At 61.0% G+C, this 14,139-nt stretch carries 19 protein-coding genes and 1 riboswitch; of the genes, 4 read left to right on the forward strand and 15 right to left on the reverse strand.

Annotated features, from left to right (window positions below):
- Window positions 1-3: 3 nt before the first annotated feature.
- The gene (gene glyA / locus NYQ88_RS13320; protein ID WP_275651623.1) at window positions 4-1,302 is read right to left on the reverse strand and encodes a serine hydroxymethyltransferase; all 1,299 of its coding nucleotides are present in this window, start codon (window positions 1,300-1,302) and stop codon (window positions 4-6) included.
- Between the two features lie 119 nt (window positions 1,303-1,421).
- A riboswitch (ZMP/ZTP riboswitch) is annotated at window positions 1,422-1,504 on the reverse strand.
- A gap of 177 nt (window positions 1,505-1,681) precedes the next feature.
- Here glyA and NYQ88_RS13325 point away from each other — a divergent pair.
- The 3 genes from NYQ88_RS13325 (at window position 1,682) to NYQ88_RS13335 (ending at window position 4,814) form a co-directional block, all read left to right on the forward strand.
- Window positions 1,682-2,122 (forward strand): BA14K family protein, encoded by a 441-nt coding sequence (locus tag NYQ88_RS13325; RefSeq protein ID WP_275651624.1) that lies wholly within the window; start codon window positions 1,682-1,684, stop codon window positions 2,120-2,122.
- 134 nt (window positions 2,123-2,256) lie between these two features.
- A complete protein-coding gene (locus tag NYQ88_RS13330; RefSeq protein WP_275651625.1) occupies window positions 2,257-4,188 on the forward strand; it encodes an LLM class flavin-dependent oxidoreductase in 1,932 nt (643 codons plus the stop codon).
- 86 nt (window positions 4,189-4,274) lie between these two features.
- Complete coding sequence (locus tag NYQ88_RS13335) at window positions 4,275-4,814, forward strand: AAA family ATPase (RefSeq protein ID WP_275651626.1); 540 nt, start codon at window positions 4,275-4,277, stop codon at window positions 4,812-4,814.
- Here the strand turns inward: NYQ88_RS13335 and NYQ88_RS13340 are convergent.
- Complete coding sequence (locus NYQ88_RS13340; protein WP_275651627.1) at window positions 4,798-5,832, reverse strand: NAD-dependent epimerase/dehydratase family protein; 1,035 nt, start codon at window positions 5,830-5,832, stop codon at window positions 4,798-4,800. The genes NYQ88_RS13335 and NYQ88_RS13340 overlap by 17 nt on opposite strands.
- A 160-nt stretch (window positions 5,833-5,992) precedes the next feature.
- On the opposite strand from NYQ88_RS13340, the gene NYQ88_RS13345 reads away from it, so the two are divergent.
- Window positions 5,993-6,370, forward strand: coding sequence for a YciI family protein (locus tag NYQ88_RS13345; RefSeq protein ID WP_275651628.1), 378 nt, complete (start codon window positions 5,993-5,995; stop codon window positions 6,368-6,370).
- 63 nt (window positions 6,371-6,433) lie between these two features.
- Here NYQ88_RS13345 and rplQ read toward each other — a convergent pair whose 3' ends face one another.
- The 13 genes from rplQ to rpsN all read right to left on the reverse strand — a co-directional run bounded on the left by rplQ (window position 6,434) and on the right by rpsN (window position 14,118).
- Complete coding sequence (gene rplQ / locus NYQ88_RS13350; protein WP_275651629.1) at window positions 6,434-6,856, reverse strand: 50S ribosomal protein L17; 423 nt, start codon at window positions 6,854-6,856, stop codon at window positions 6,434-6,436.
- 34 nt (window positions 6,857-6,890) lie between these two features.
- On the reverse strand, window positions 6,891-7,910 hold the full coding sequence (locus tag NYQ88_RS13355) for a DNA-directed RNA polymerase subunit alpha (RefSeq protein ID WP_275603682.1): 1,020 nt from the start codon (window positions 7,908-7,910) through the stop codon (window positions 6,891-6,893).
- 102 nt (window positions 7,911-8,012) lie between these two features.
- Complete coding sequence (gene rpsK, locus NYQ88_RS13360) at window positions 8,013-8,405, reverse strand: 30S ribosomal protein S11 (RefSeq protein WP_275651630.1); 393 nt, start codon at window positions 8,403-8,405, stop codon at window positions 8,013-8,015.
- 145 nt (window positions 8,406-8,550) lie between these two features.
- The gene (rpsM, locus tag NYQ88_RS13365; RefSeq protein ID WP_275651631.1) at window positions 8,551-8,919 is read right to left on the reverse strand and encodes a 30S ribosomal protein S13; all 369 of its coding nucleotides are present in this window, start codon (window positions 8,917-8,919) and stop codon (window positions 8,551-8,553) included.
- A gap of 175 nt (window positions 8,920-9,094) precedes the next feature.
- A complete protein-coding gene (locus NYQ88_RS13370) occupies window positions 9,095-9,664 on the reverse strand; it encodes an adenylate kinase (RefSeq protein ID WP_275651632.1) in 570 nt (189 codons plus the stop codon).
- Entirely contained in the window at window positions 9,661-10,998 is a 1,338-nt protein-coding gene (gene secY, locus NYQ88_RS13375; RefSeq protein WP_275651633.1) for a preprotein translocase subunit SecY, read from the reverse strand. The genes NYQ88_RS13370 and secY overlap by 4 nt, the downstream gene beginning before the upstream one ends.
- Before the next feature lie 126 nt (window positions 10,999-11,124).
- The gene (gene rplO, locus NYQ88_RS13380) at window positions 11,125-11,628 is read right to left on the reverse strand and encodes a 50S ribosomal protein L15 (RefSeq protein ID WP_275651634.1); all 504 of its coding nucleotides are present in this window, start codon (window positions 11,626-11,628) and stop codon (window positions 11,125-11,127) included.
- 16 nt (window positions 11,629-11,644) lie between these two features.
- Window positions 11,645-11,833 carry a 50S ribosomal protein L30 gene (rpmD, locus tag NYQ88_RS13385; protein ID WP_275651635.1) on the reverse strand — a complete coding sequence of 63 codons (189 nt, stop codon included), beginning with the start codon at window positions 11,831-11,833 and terminating at the stop codon, window positions 11,645-11,647.
- A gap of 21 nt (window positions 11,834-11,854) precedes the next feature.
- Complete coding sequence (gene rpsE / locus NYQ88_RS13390; protein WP_275603688.1) at window positions 11,855-12,388, reverse strand: 30S ribosomal protein S5; 534 nt, start codon at window positions 12,386-12,388, stop codon at window positions 11,855-11,857.
- A 21-nt stretch (window positions 12,389-12,409) separates the two neighbouring features.
- Entirely contained in the window at window positions 12,410-12,772 is a 363-nt protein-coding gene (gene rplR, locus NYQ88_RS13395; protein ID WP_275651636.1) for a 50S ribosomal protein L18, read from the reverse strand.
- 12 nt (window positions 12,773-12,784) lie between these two features.
- Complete coding sequence (gene rplF, locus NYQ88_RS13400; RefSeq protein ID WP_275651637.1) at window positions 12,785-13,318, reverse strand: 50S ribosomal protein L6; 534 nt, start codon at window positions 13,316-13,318, stop codon at window positions 12,785-12,787.
- A gap of 83 nt (window positions 13,319-13,401) precedes the next feature.
- A complete protein-coding gene (rpsH, locus tag NYQ88_RS13405; RefSeq protein WP_275603691.1) occupies window positions 13,402-13,800 on the reverse strand; it encodes a 30S ribosomal protein S8 in 399 nt (132 codons plus the stop codon).
- 12 nt (window positions 13,801-13,812) lie between these two features.
- Window positions 13,813-14,118, reverse strand: a complete 306-nt coding sequence (gene rpsN, locus NYQ88_RS13410; RefSeq protein ID WP_275651638.1) for a 30S ribosomal protein S14 — start codon at window positions 14,116-14,118, stop codon at window positions 13,813-13,815.
- Window positions 14,119-14,139 lie beyond the last annotated feature (21 nt).

Genomic DNA, 14,139 nt, shown 5'->3' on the forward strand with positions numbered 1-14,139 from the left:
CCCTTAGTTTGCGTAGATCGGGAAGCGAGAGGTCAGTGCGATGACCTTCTCACGCACAGCGCCTTCGACAGCGCTGTTGTTGTCTTCGCCGTTTGCCTTGAGGCCGTCGAGCACTTCGATGATGAGCTCGCCAACTTCACGGAACTCTTCCGTGCCGAAACCGCGGGTGGTGCCGGCGGGCGTGCCGAGGCGAATGCCCGAGGTGATTGCCGGCTTTTCCGGATCGAACGGAACAGCGTTCTTGTTGCAGGTGATGTAGGCGCGGCCGAGAGCTGCCTCAGTGGCCTTGCCGGTGAGGCCCTTGGGGCGCAGATCAACCAGCATCAGATGATTGTCGGTGCCGCCCGAGACGATGTCGACGCCGCCCTTGACGAGGGTTTCGGCGAGCATCTGGGCGTTTTCGACGACCTGCTTGGCATAGAGCTTGAAGCTCGGGTCGAGCGCTTCCTTGAAGGCAACGGCCTTGGCGGCGATGACATGCATCAGCGGCCCGCCCTGGATGCCCGGGAAGATGGCCGAGTTGATCTTCTTGGCGATGGCTTCATCGTTGGTGAGGATCAGGCCGCCGCGCGGACCGCGAAGGGTCTTGTGGGTGGTGGTGGTGGCGACATGGGCGTGCGGGAACGGGCTGGGGTACTGGCCACCAGCCACGAGACCGGCAACGTGGGCCATGTCGACAAAAAGGATTGCCCCGACTTCGTCCGCGATGGCGCGGAATTCTGCCCAGTCCATGACGCGCGAATAGGCCGAGAAGCCTGCGACGATCATCTTGGGCTTATGCTCGCGGGCGAGCTGGCGGACCTGGTCCATGTCGACGCGGCCGTCCTGCTTGCGCAGGCCGTACTGGATGGCATTGAACCACTTGCCGGACTGGTTGGGCTTGGCGCCATGGGTCAGGTGACCACCGGCGTCGAGCGACATGCCGAGGATGGTGTCGCCGGGCTGGACCAGCGCCTGATAGACGCCCTGATTGGCCTGCGAGCCGGAATTGGGCTGCACATTGGCGAACTCGACGCCGAAAAGCTGCTTGGCCCGCTCGATGGCGAGGCTTTCGGCGATATCGACGAACTCACAGCCGCCGTAGTAGCGCTTGCCCGGATAGCCTTCGGCATATTTGTTGGTCAGCACGGAGCCCTGGGCTTCCAGAACAGCGCGCGAAACGATGTTCTCCGAGGCGATCAGCTCGATTTCATGCTGCTGGCGGCCGAGCTCCTTGCCGATCGCGGCAGCGAGCTCGGGATCGGTCTGGGCAACGGAATTGGTGAAGAACTGCGGAAACAGCGAGGACGATGGAGTGCTCATGAGAAAATTACCTCGCGTGAGACGGAAGAGATTTGATTGGACGTGCTCATATCATGGCGCTGAGCGCGATTCCAAGGCCGGGTGGACAATGCTGACAGCATAGGGCTCCCCTGGTTGCGGTTGGGTGCCCAGGCGAGCGGCTTCATGAGGTTCGCGTTCCCCGATGGTTACCCATCTCATCTCGCCAGTTGCGCGAACGGAGGCGAATATGGCGTAAGCCCGACTAAAAGTGAAGAGCCAAAGGGCGCGACGCAATGCCCGGCCACGCTTAAAATGCAAGGCGATGCAGCAAGCGGGCGTTCACCGCACGAGGCAACGCTTCCTAGAGAGATCGAGCGCAAACTACGTTCAGGAAACAAAAAATCTCTGGAAGGTCCCAATGAACACGTTTGTCACGAAGTTTACCGCAATAGCGCTCACCGGCATCATGGCCCTGTCCAGCATCGCACCGGTTCAGGCGCAGGACCATTCGCTGAATGCCGAACAGCGCAAGCAGGTGGTGCAGGCCTATTGCCAGAAGTATCCGCAGGACCCCGATTGCAACGGCTGGTGGTTCTGGAGCGCGCGTGACTACGACGCCTATTACTACCGCAATCGCAACGACCTCGAGCCGCTGATCGCGGGCATTTTCGGTCTCGCCATCGGCGCAATCATCGCCGGCGCCATTTCCAACAGCAACAAGCCGGCCCCTGCCCCGGCAGCGCGGAACACTTTCGACGCCGAGCACGTGGCGCGCTGCGCGTCTCGCTATAAATCCTATGACGCGCGCACCGACACCTTCCTCGGCAATGACGGTCTGCGACACGCCTGCAAGCTCTGAACGCAGCGGATTGTCGGCTGGGGCGGTATCCGTCCCGGCCATCGGCCGCACAATGGTTACACAAATGTGCCGACTTGAATGCCCAACGGTGACGACTAGATAGTAGGTTATCTTTCGTAACTGCTGGGCATATCATGACCGATTACGGGCATAGCCTGCGCTTTGGCACCTTCATCACCCCGTCTGCCCAGAAGGTGGATGCCGTGGTGGCGCTGGCGCAGGAGACCGAGGCTTATGGACTCGATCTCGTCACCTTCCAGGATCATCCCTACCAGTCCAACTTCGTCGATACCTGGACGCTGCTGTCTTATGTGGCGGCCAAGACCAGTCGCGTGAGCCTGTCTGGGAACGTGCTGAACCTGCCGTTGCGCCAGCCCGCCGTGCTGGCGCGGGCGGTGGCCAGTCTCGACCTCTTGTCAAAGGGGCGCGTTGAACTCGGGCTCGGCGCCGGCGCATTCTGGGATGGCATAGAGGCCATGGGCGAGGACAAGCTCAGCCCCGGACAGTCCGTCGACGCGCTGGATGAGGGCATCGGCATCATCCGCGGCATCTGGGACGCCGGGGCTGCCGGTGGCGTCAGGGTCGACGGGACCTATCACAAGGCGCGGGGTGCCCGACGCGGACCCCTGCCCCATCATCAGATCGGGATCTGGCTGGGCGCCTACAAGCCGCGCATGCTTAAGCTGATCGGGCGCAAGGCCGATGGCTGGCTGCCCTCGCAGGGCTATATCAAATCGCCCGATCTCGTCGAATCCAACGCCATCATCGACGAAGCCGCGATTGAGGCCGGGCGGGATCCGCGCGACATCCGGCGGCTCCTCAATATCGGCGGCCGGCTGACGACGACCGATGACGTCAATGCCATGATCGAGCAATTGACGGCGCTGGCGCTGGAGCAAGGGTTTTCGACCTTCATCCTGCCTGCGGACGCCTCCGGCCCGATCGAGCTGTTTGGCACGCGGGTGGCACCGGCGGTGCGCGAAAAGGTGGCGGCGGCGCGTGCGGCACTGGGCACGCAGACGGCGTCAACGCGCTCGTCGAGCGCCCTCGCCCAGCGTCGCCCCGGCATTGACTATGACGGCATTCCCAAAGATCTGGCGCCGCAGGCCGTCGAGCCGGGCGACCACGATTTTCCGAAATTCCGCTCGACCTACATCCACAAGGGCAATCCCGGGCTCGTGCTGCGGCCGAAAAAGGCTGAGGAGGTCTCTGAAGCGGTCGCCTATGCCGCGCGGCAAAGCGTGCCGCTGGCGGTGCGCAGTGGCGGGCACGGCATTTCGGGACGGGCCACCAATGACGGCGGCATTGTCATCGATCTGGGGCAGATGAATGCGATCAAACTGCTCGATGAAAAGAGCGGTCTGTTTCGTGTCGGGCCTGGTGCACGCTGGGGTGAGGTTGCCGCGGCCCTGGCGCCGCATGGGCTCGGCATGAGCTCGGGCGACTATGGTGGCGTGGGTGTTGGCGGTCTCGCGACGGCGGGCGGCATAGGCTATTTCACGCGCAAGCATGGGCTGACGCTGGATCATGTGCAGGCGGCGGACGTGGTGCTCGCTGACGGTTCGATGGTGCGGGCGGATCGGGAGAACAACGCCGATCTCTTCTGGGCGCTGCGCGGCGCCGGTGGCAATTTCGGCGTGGTGACCGCGTTCGAAATGGACGCCTATCCAGTGGGTAATGTGGTGTTCGCCCAGATCACCTATGATCTCAGCGATGCCCAGAGCGTGTTGCCGCGCTGGGCAGAGGCGGTCGAAAAATCGCCGCGGGAGGTGACGAGCTTCCTCTCCATGGTGCCGGGACGGGCCGGCAACCAGCCCATCGCACAGGCGAGCGTCGTGATCATGAGCAATGATCCAGAATTCGCCGAACCGCTGCTGCAGCCGTTCCTCGCCGTCGGGCCGATCCTCGGCAGCCAGGCCTATATCATTCCTTATGCGTCGCTAGTGGAGAGCAGTTTTGACTGTCATGACGGGGCAGGAAAGCTCGTGGGCCACTCGGGCCTGCTGACCACACTGACACCGGACATCGCGCGGTTCCAATACCGCCAGCGGCGTGAGCGGAGGTGACTGGGAAGCGAAAAGAAGGCCCCTCACCTTAGCCCTCACCCCGAAGGGGCAAGGGGAGGCAGGAGCCGGATCTGAGGAGCGTAGAATTGCCAGACATACCCGAGCTTGATGATCTTGGCCGCCGGATCGTGATTCTCGGGCCGACCAATGCGGGTAAATCGACGCTCGCGGTTGCGATCGGAAAAAAGATCGGCGTCCCCGCCCGTCACGTCGATCTCTTTCGGCATATGCCGAATACGGACTGGGTGCAGCGGCCGGATGAGGAGTTTCACGCTCTTCATGCCGAGGCAGTGGCCGAGCCGGAATGGGTGATGGACGGGAATTATTCGGTCATCCTCCCGCTCCGGTTTTCCCGCGCGACGGGCGTCATTGCCCTCGACGAGCCGCTTTGGCGGCGGTACTGGCGCTATTTCACCCGCACGCTCAACCGAAACCGGGCGGGAGCGCTGGAGGGCAATCGCGACTCGATCAAGTGGGACATGATCCACTGGCTCTGGATCACCCGCGACGCGGCCGACAAGTATATTGCCGTAGCGAAAGCGACCGGATTGCCGGTCGTCGTGTGCCGCAACCAGCGCGAACTACAGGCGCTCTATCGGCGCTGGGGGCTTACCTTCCCGGTTTAGGCTTTACCAGGTTGAAGCGGATCAGGCTGTCGGCCGCGCTGAGGACGGCTTCCTCGACCGTGAAATAGGGGCGGCCCAGAAGACGCTCGCCTTTCGACCCGTCAAAATGCTTTTCATTGCCGATATCGTTGATGATCTGGCGGACAGGACCACCCGTGAGCGCAACGAGCCGCATGATCCAGTCGGGCACGGATTTGAGCGTCACAGGATAATCGGGATAGGCCCGGCGCAGGATGCCCGCGACCTCGTCAAAGCGCGTATATGGCGCGGTGCAGAGATAGCGCTGGCCGATGCTCTGGGGCGTCTGCAGCGCAGCCAGATGCATGGCGGCGACATCGCGGACATCGCTGATGGCAAAGCCGATGCGGGGCATGGCCGGTGTTGACCCATCGAGGAGCCCGCTGACGAGCCCAAGTGAGATGCTGGTCTGGGGATCAGTCGCCGGACCGAGAATGGCCCCCGGGTGGATGGTGGTCAGCTGCATATCCCTGCTGCGAGCGTAGGCCCAGGCGGCCTGTTCGGCCCGCGTCTTGCCGATGCAATAGGCCCAGGGGTGGCGCATGTTTTCAAGATTGGTGTAATCGGCCTCGGTATAGGTTCGGACGCCGCTGTCGTGGCCATGACCATAACCGACCGTGGAAATGGAGGAGGTCATCACCACGCGCCTGATGCCGCTGGCAAGGGCAAACCGCAGGATGCGCTCAGTGCCTTCAACGGCGGGGCGAATGACGATGGACGCGTCCTTCGGCTCTTCGGCGACGATTACCGTGGCCACATGCATGACCGCAGCACAACCAGCCATGGCGGCGGACCAGCCGGCGTCTTCGAGGAGGTCCGCCTCGACGATTTCAAGATGCTGTTCGCGACCGGGAGCGAGCTCGGCAATCGCATCTTTGATGCCGGAAAGGCGGGCGCGGCTGCGGACCGTGCCACGCACCTGATAGCCGGCGCGCAGCAGCTCTCCAATGATGTGCTTGGCAACGAAGCCCGAGGCCCCCGTGACGAGAATGCGATCCATGCTGTCCCCCGACAAGGCCTTCATGGGTACACGGCAAGGGGAAAAGGGAAAGCGAGAAAAATCAGGAACGGCGATCGCGACGCGCTCAGTCTGAGTCCCGCCATCTCACTCGTCTAGTCTGGACGGCAAAAACACCCGCCGGATTAATGAGGAGACGAAAATGGAATATCTCGTCGCGATCCACCTGCCCGACGACTACGACCCGTCCAAGGAAGACAGCCAGCTGATGAGCGATATCTCCGCGCTCAATGAGGAGATGATTGCCAAGGGTGTGCGCAATTTCGTCGGCGGCCTGCAGCCCCCTGCCCGCGCCAAGACCATCCGCGCCGATCGCAATGGCGGCACCATGGTCACCGACGGCCCCTTCATCGAGGCAAAGGAGCATGTCGGCGGCTTCTGGGTGCTCGAATGCGAGAGCCTCGAGGAAGCGGTCGAATGGGGGAAAAAAGCGACAGTGGCCTGCAGGGCACCGGTTGAGGTGCGGGCGTTCAACGCTGTGCCACCGGAACGGCTGAAGGCCAGGGCCGAAGCGCGGTGACAGGCAAAAACAAAAAGGGCGACCACTGGGGCCGCCCTTTTGAAGCTTTGTGCTGAAGCGCTCTTATGCGGCTTCGGCTTCGTCGTCCTGTGCGAAGGACGGACCGGAGTCCTGGCCCTTGGCATTGACGTCACGATCGACGAACTCGATCACGGCCAGCGGCGCGTTGTCGCCATAGCGGAAACCGGCCTTCAGGATGCGGATGTAGCCGCCCTGACGCTCAGCATAACGCGGGCCGAGGACTGCGAAGAGCTTCGCAACCATGGCTTCGTCGCGGATCTGGGCGATCGCCTGACGACGAGCGTGCAGGTCGCCGCGCTTGCCGAGGGTGATCAGCTTCTCGACGATCGGACGCAGGTCCTTGGCCTTGGGAAGCGTAGTAACGATCTGCTCGTGCTTGATCAGCGCAGCAGACATATTGGCGAACATCGCCTTACGGTGAGAAGCGGTACGGCTGAATTTGCGGCCGCGATTACCGTGTCGCATGGGTTATCTCCTAAAAGTCTTGGCCTGCGCCGGATCAGTAGTGATCTTCGTAGCGCTTGGCGAGGTCATCGATATTCTCGGGCGGCCAGTTGTTAACGTCCATTCCGAGATGAAGCCCCATCTGTGCCAGGACTTCCTTGATTTCATTGAGCGACTTGCGGCCGAAATTCGGAGTCCGCAGCATCTCGGCTTCCGTCTTCTGGATAAGGTCGCCGATATAGACGATGTTGTCGTTCTTGAGGCAGTTGGCCGAACGCACGGAGAGTTCGAGCTCGTCCACCTTCTTGAGCAGAGCCGGATTGAAGGCCAGTTCGGGAACGGCATCCTGTGCCTTTTCCTTGCTGGGCTCTTCGAAGTTCACGAAGACCGACAGCTGGTCCTGGAGAATGCGCGCAGCATAAGCCACGGCATCTTCCGGCGACACGGCGCCATTGGTCTCGACCTGCAGGGTGAGCTTGTCCTTGTCCAAGCTTTCGCCAGCGCGGGTCGCGTCAACCTTGTAGCTCACGCGGCGAACCGGCGAGAACAGGGCGTCGACCGGAATATAGCCGATGGGGGCATCTTCCGGACGGTTCTTGTCGGCCGGGACATAGCCCTTGCCGGTATTGACGGTGAACTCGATGTTGATTTCGGCACCATCGTCGAGATGGCAGATCACGAGTTCGGGATTGAGCACTTCGATGTCGCCCGACACCTTGATGTCGCCGGCCGTCACAGAACCTGGGCCCTGACGGGTCAGTGTGAGACGCTTCGGACCTTCGCCACCCATCTTGATGGCGATTTCCTTAACGTTCAGCACCAGGTCGGTGATGTCCTCACGCACGCCGGGCAGAGACGAGAATTCGTGCAGAATGCCGTCGATCTGAATCGCGGTGACTGCGGCGCCCTGAAGCGACGACAGCAGAACGCGACGCAGCGCATTGCCCAAGGTAAGGCCGTAGCCGCGCTCGAGAGGCTCGGCGATAACCGAAGCCTGGCGCGTATCGACGCCATCCGAAACAATCTCCAGCTTGGTCGGCTTGATGAGTTCCTGCCAGTTCCTCTGGATCGTCACGGTATTGTCCTTTCAAATTCGCGGCCCGTGAAGGCCGCTCCGCCGCAAACACAATAGGACTCCCGGCCCTTGCAGCCGGGAGTTTACCAAGTGGTCTAGTTGTTAGACGCGGCGCCGCTTACGCGGACGGCAACCGTTGTGCGGAATCGAAGTCACGTCGCGGATCGAGGTGACGTTGAAGCCTGCAGCCTGAAGGGCGCGGAGCGCCGATTCGCGGCCTGAACCCGGACCACGAACTTCGACCTCGAGGGTCTTCATGCCGTGTTCCTGAGCCTTCTTTGCTGCGTCTTCCGCGGCAACCTGGGCAGCATAAGGGGTCGACTTGCGCGAACCCTTGAAACCCATCACGCCCGAGGACGACCACGAGATCGTGTTGCCCTGCATGTCCGCGATGGTGATCATGGTGTTGTTGAAGGAGGCGTTCACGTGAGCAACGCCGGAAGTGATATTCTTGCGCTCCTTGCGACGGACGCGCGCGACTTCGTTCTTAGCCATAAAGGTCCTCTTGGGTATCGGCGCTGCCGTAATGCCAGCAGCTCCACCACGGAAGAAACGGACTAGGTCCAGGAGCCATATGGCCCTGCAGGATCAACCCCGCCACTTCCGATAAAACACCGCCCCGCCCTAGCGGGTGCGGAAATTACTTCTTCTTGCCAGCGATCGGCTTCGCCGGACCCTTGCGGGTACGAGCGTTGGTGTGGGTGCGCTGACCGCGGACCGGAAGGCCACGACGATGACGCAGACCACGATAGTTACCGAGGTCCATCAGGCGCTTGATGTTCATCGCAACGTTACGACGAAGATCACCCTCAACAACGTAATCGCTGTCGATTGCTTCACGGATCTGGATCACTTCAGCGTCGGTCAGTTCGTTGACGCGACGCTCTGCCGGGATACCAACCTTGTCGGTGATGTCCTTGGCAAACTTTTCGCCGATGCCGTGAATATACTGCAGCGCGATAACAACGCGCTTGTTCGTCGGGATATTGACGCCAGCAATACGAGCCACGTCTGCTCTCCTTCATTAAACACGCGCCATCCCGGCGGGTGTCCTTAAACAACAAGGGACCGGATCTCGACCCCCAACCATGGTTGAGAACCGAATCCAGCCCAAAAATCCATGAGACTGATGCGGTTCTTTAAGGATTCGACCGGGCGGAGTCAACAGGCTCCGCCCTATCAAATTACTTGGTAATCGCTGCCTTGATGGCAGTGGTCACTTCGTTCACAGGCGCCATACCATCCACAGGGCACAAGAGACCCTTGTCGGAGTAGTACGAGACCAGAGGCGCTGTCTGCTCTGCATAGACACCAAGGCGCTTGCGCAGCACTTCCTCGTTGTCGTCAGCGCGAGCGCCGCCTGATTCCTTGGCGCGATTGATAACACGCTGAACGAGAATGTCGGCATCTGCCTTGATCTCGATTACGGCGTCGAGCGCAATGCCCTTCTCCGCCAGCATGACATCCAGAGCTTCAGCCTGGGCGATAGTCCGCGGGAAGCCGTCGAGGATGAAGCCAGGCTTGCAATCCTCGGCGTCAAGCCGCTCCGACACGATACCGTTGACGATGGCATCCGAGACGAGGTCACCACGATCAACGATCGCCTTGGCCTCAACCCCGAGTGGGGTCTGGGCAGCAATCGCTGCACGCAGAATATCGCCAGTGGAGAGCTGGGGGATGCCGTAGGCTTCGACCAAAATCTTGGCCTGTGTGCCCTTGCCTGCCCCCGGCGGTCCCAAAAGGATCAACCTCATCGACGCTTGCCCCCTCCAAGTCGGGATTTCTTCAACAGCCCTTCGTATTGTTGGGCAACTAGATGGCTCTGGATCTGACTGACCGTATCAAGGGTCACCGTCACCATGATCAGCAGCGAGGTACCGCCAATAAACTGGCTGACCGCGAGCTGGCTGAACATAACTTCCGGAATCAGTGCCACCACCGTGAGGTATATAGCACCGGCAACGGTAATGCGCGTCAGCACATAGTCGATGTGCTGGGCGGTCCGCTCACCCGGACGGATGCCCGGAATGAAGCCGCCGGAGCGCTTGAGGTTATCCGCCGTCTCCGTGGGATTGAACACGATGGCCGTGTAGAAGAAGGCGAAAAAGATAATGAAGAACGCAAACAGCGCCAGATAGAGCGGCTGCCCGCGGCCGAGAAGAGCCGTGACGGTGGTCAGCCAGCCCGGAGCATTCCCCTGCGCTGCAAAGGACGCAATGGTCGCCGGCAGCAGCAGAAGCGACGAGCCGAAGATCACCGGGATAACGCCGGCGGTGTTCAGCTTGAGCGGCAGATGCGAGGTATCCCCCTGGAACATCTTATTGCCGACCTGGCGCTTCGGATACTGGATCAGCAAGCGGCGCTGAGCGCGTTCGAAGAACACGATGACCGCAATGACCACGAGAGCCAGAATGATCATGCCGAGGGCTGCAAAGCCCGGGATGGCACCAGTACGGCTGAGCTCGAGGGTCTGAGCGATGGTCGCGGGCAGATTGGCCACGATACCGGCAAAGATGATCAGCGAAATGCCGTTACCGACACCACGCGCCGTGATCTGCTCGCCCAGCCACATCAGGAACATCGTGCCACCAACCAGGGTGATCACGGTGGAGATGCGGAAGAACCAGCCCGGATTGAGAACCACGCCCTGGCTGCCTTCCAGACCCACGGCAATGCCGTATGCCTGAACCGCGCAGAACAGCACGGCAAGGTAGCGGGTGTACTGGTTCATCTTGCGACGGCCAGCCTCACCCTCTTTCTTGAGGGCTTCGAGGCGCGGAGACGCCGTCGAGACCACCTGCACGACGATGGACGCCGTAATGTAGGGAATCAGGTTGAGAGCAAAAATCGCCATGCGTTCAACGGCGCCACCGGAGAACATGTTAAACATGCCGATGATGCCCTGCTGGCTCTGCTCGAAAGTGGCACGGAATGCATCAGGATCGATGCCCGGAACCGGAATGAATGTGCCCAAACGATAAACAAGCAGCGCGCCCAGCGTGAACCAGATGCGCTGCTGAAGGGCTTTCGCCTTAGAAAAGGTCGAAAAAGAAAGATTGCGAGCTAGTTGCTCGGCTGCGGACGCCATACTTCGCTCCCTAAGGCTTCAAGGCCAGGCGCGGTCAAAGCGCCTGAGGAGCATATAGTCCTGCCACCCTGGCGCAACAAACCAAAAAGCGCACCCAACCCCCAGGTCGGGTGCGCCAGTGCCAGATTACTTGGCTTCGTAAGGAGTCTTTTTCCAGGTCTCCTTGACCGGGATCAGGTCAAGCTTGCCGCCGGCAGCCTCGATGGCAGCAGCAGCACCCTTGGTGGCGTAGTCAACCTTGAAGGTAACCTTCTTGGCCGAGAAGCCTTCCGAACCGATCAGACGCACGCCGTCCTTGGGACGACGGATGACGCCGGCTGCGACGAGAGCGGCGGAGTCAACCACGCCCTTGATGTCGAGCTTGCCGCTGTCGATGTAGGCCTGGATGCGGTCGAGGCGCACTTCGTTCCAATCCTTGGGGTTCCAAGCATTGAAGCCACGCTTCGGCATACGCATGTGAAGGGGCATCTGGCCGCCTTCAAAGCCATTGATCGCAACGCCGGAACGGGCAGTCTGGCCCTTGCCGCCGCGGCCGCCGGTCTTGCCGACGCCCGAACCGATACCACGGCCGACGCGAACGCGGACCTTGTTGGCACCTGGATTATCGCGAAGTTCGTTCAAACGAGTCATTTGTACGGACCCTTCCTTACTCGCCGACAACGCGGACGAGGTGCGGGACCTTGTTGATCATGCCACGAACTTCGGGCGTATCAACCAGCTCGCGCTGCTTGTTCATCTTGTTGAGCCCGAGACCGATGAGGGTCGCGCGCTGGCTCTTTTCACGGCGGATCGGCGAACCGACCTGCTGCACGGTGATAGTTTTCTTGTCAGCCATTTTGCTTCTCCGTCCTTACGGTCAAGCTTCGACGGCAGTTTCGCCGCGGCGAGCCTGCAGTTCGGAGACCTTCAGGCCGCGACGAGAAGCCACCGCACGGGGGCTATCAACGCGCTTGAGCGCATCGAATGTGGCGCGAACCATGTTGTAGGGGTTTGCAGTGCCCTGCGACTTGGCAACGATATCGTTGATGCCAAGCGTTTCGAACACGGCGCGCATCGGACCACCGGCAATGATACCAGTACCCGGAACGGCGGCACGCAGGATCACCTTGCCAGCGCCGTGACGACCGGTCACGTCGTGGTGAAGGGTACGTGCATCGCGGAGCGGCACGCGGATCATCTGGCGCTTGGCCTGTTCAGTGGCCTTGCGGATTGCCTCAGGAACTTCACGGGCCTTACCGTGACCGAAACCGACGCGACCCTTCTGGTCACCAACAACGACGAGTGCTGCGAAACCGAAGCGACGGCCGCCCTTCACAACCTTGGCCACACGATTGATGTGGACCAGGCGATCGACGAATTCGCTTTCGCGCTCTTGAACGTCTCTGCTCATTTTATCTCTTCCTCGCCGTGGTTAGAACTGCAGACCGCCCTCACGGGCAGCGTCTGCAAGGGCCTTAACACGGCCGTGATAGATGTAGGCGCCACGGTCGAACACAACCTCGCCAACGCCAGCCTTCACGCCGCGTTCGGCGATCAGCTTGCCGACGGTCGCAGCAGCCTCGGCGGTCGAACCGCTCTTGAGGCTCGAACGCAGGTCCTTGTCGAGGGACGAAGCGGCAGCCAGCGTACGACCAGTGGTGTCGTCGATGATCTGTGCGTAGATATTCTTCTCTGAACGGAAAACCGACAGACGCGGACGACCGAAGGCACGAGCCTTGAGCGCCTTGCGGACACGGGCCTTGCGGCGGTCCACACCTTTTGCAGTGATAGCCATTGCAGGCGCTCCTTACTTCTTCTTGCCTTCTTTGCGATACACGGTCTCGTTCGAGTACCGCACGCCCTTGCCCTTGTAGGGTTCGGGGGGACGCCAGCTGCGGATCTCCGCCGCCACCTGACCCACAGCCTGCTTGTCGATACCGGTCACAATGATCTCGGTCGGAGCCGGAACTGCCAGGGTGATGCCCTGGGGAGCCTGGTATACAACTTCATGGCTGAAGCCGAGAGACAGCTTCACATCTTTGCCCTGCATCGCGGCGCGATAACCCACGCCCTGGATCGCAAGCTTCTTTTCGAAGCCGGCGCTGACACCGGTGACCATGTTCTGGATGAGGGCGCGGGTGGTGCCCCAAGCCGCGCGGGCTTCACGGCTGTCGTTGGCTGGCGAGACGACAAGACCGTCCTCACCCTGCTCGACGTTCACCACATCCATGAGCGCAATGCTCAGTTCGCCCTTCGGGCCCTTAGCCGAGACGGTACGACCATTGATCGTTACCGTGACGCCGCTTACCGGGGCCACCGGTTTCTTGCCAGTACGTGACATTTCTTATCCTTGAGTAATCGTCTTACCGCGCGATGCGAGCAAGTGACTGGAATGCGGGGGACCCCGCATTCCAGGCTCACATCTTAGAAGACGCGGCAGAGTACCTCGCCACCAACGTTGGCAGCCTTGGCTTCGTGGTCGGCCATAACACCCTTTGGGGTGGAAAGGATAGACACACCGAGGCCATTCGCCACCTGCGGAATATTCTTTACCGACGCGTACACGCGGCGGCCGGGACGGGAAACGCGCTCGATGGTGCGGATCACGCCTTCGTTTTCGGAGTACTTGAGTTCAATCTCGTACTCGGATGCACCGTTCTCGAACTTGGTCTCGGAGTAGCCGCGGATGAAACCCTCGGACTGGAGAACGTCCAGCACGCGACCGCGAAGGGTCGATGCCGGTGTCGAAACGGAAGACTTGCGACGCTCCTGAGCGTTGCGGATGCGGGTCAGCATATCGCCGATGGGATCGGAAAAGCTCATTGTCTTCTCTCCTTACCAGCTCGACTTGACCAGACCCGGGATCTGACCCAGGTTGCCCAGCTGACGCAGGGCGATACGGCTCATCTTGAGCTTGCGATAGTAACCACGCGGACGACCCGAGACCTCGCAACGGTTGCGCACGCGCACCTTTGCCGAGTTGCGGGGAAGTTCTGCGAGCTTGAGCGTTGCGTTGAAGCGCTCTTCAATGGACAGATTCTGGTCCTTGATGGTTGCCTTGAGAGCAGAACGCTTGTTAGCATACTGCTTGGCCAGGGCGGCGCGCTTGTTGTTCTTTTCGATGGAGCTGGTCTTTGCCATGTCCTGATCCTTTATCCCTTC

This window comes from Devosia sp. SD17-2 (assembly GCF_029201565.1).
Lineage (GTDB): Bacteria > Pseudomonadota > Alphaproteobacteria > Rhizobiales > Devosiaceae > Devosia.

Coding starts and splice junctions, on each gene's coding strand:
- NYQ88_RS13370 (WP_275651632.1), bottom strand. CDS start 9,664: ATGAGGTTGATCCTTTTGGGACCGCCGGGGGCAGGCAAGGGCACACAG.
- NYQ88_RS13330 (WP_275651625.1), top strand. CDS start 2,257: ATGACCGATTACGGGCATAGCCTGCGCTTTGGCACCTTCATCACCCCG.
- glyA (WP_275651623.1), bottom strand. CDS start 1,302: ATGAGCACTCCATCGTCCTCGCTGTTTCCGCAGTTCTTCACCAATTCC.
- rpsK (WP_275651630.1), bottom strand. CDS start 8,405: ATGGCTAAGAACGAAGTCGCGCGCGTCCGTCGCAAGGAGCGCAAGAAT.
- NYQ88_RS13325 (WP_275651624.1), top strand. CDS start 1,682: ATGAACACGTTTGTCACGAAGTTTACCGCAATAGCGCTCACCGGCATC.
- rpsE (WP_275603688.1), bottom strand. CDS start 12,388: ATGAGCAGAGACGTTCAAGAGCGCGAAAGCGAATTCGTCGATCGCCTG.
- rplR (WP_275651636.1), bottom strand. CDS start 12,772: ATGGCTATCACTGCAAAAGGTGTGGACCGCCGCAAGGCCCGTGTCCGC.
- rplF (WP_275651637.1), bottom strand. CDS start 13,318: ATGTCACGTACTGGCAAGAAACCGGTGGCCCCGGTAAGCGGCGTCACG.
- secY (WP_275651633.1), bottom strand. CDS start 10,998: ATGGCGTCCGCAGCCGAGCAACTAGCTCGCAATCTTTCTTTTTCGACC.
- NYQ88_RS13345 (WP_275651628.1), top strand. CDS start 5,993: ATGGAATATCTCGTCGCGATCCACCTGCCCGACGACTACGACCCGTCC.
- rplO (WP_275651634.1), bottom strand. CDS start 11,628: ATGACTCGTTTGAACGAACTTCGCGATAATCCAGGTGCCAACAAGGTC.
- rpsH (WP_275603691.1), bottom strand. CDS start 13,800: ATGAGCTTTTCCGATCCCATCGGCGATATGCTGACCCGCATCCGCAAC.
- rplQ (WP_275651629.1), bottom strand. CDS start 6,856: ATGCGACACGGTAATCGCGGCCGCAAATTCAGCCGTACCGCTTCTCAC.
- NYQ88_RS13340 (WP_275651627.1), bottom strand. CDS start 5,832: ATGGATCGCATTCTCGTCACGGGGGCCTCGGGCTTCGTTGCCAAGCAC.
- rpsN (WP_275651638.1), bottom strand. CDS start 14,118: ATGGCAAAGACCAGCTCCATCGAAAAGAACAACAAGCGCGCCGCCCTG.
- rpmD (WP_275651635.1), bottom strand. CDS start 11,833: ATGGCTGACAAGAAAACTATCACCGTGCAGCAGGTCGGTTCGCCGATC.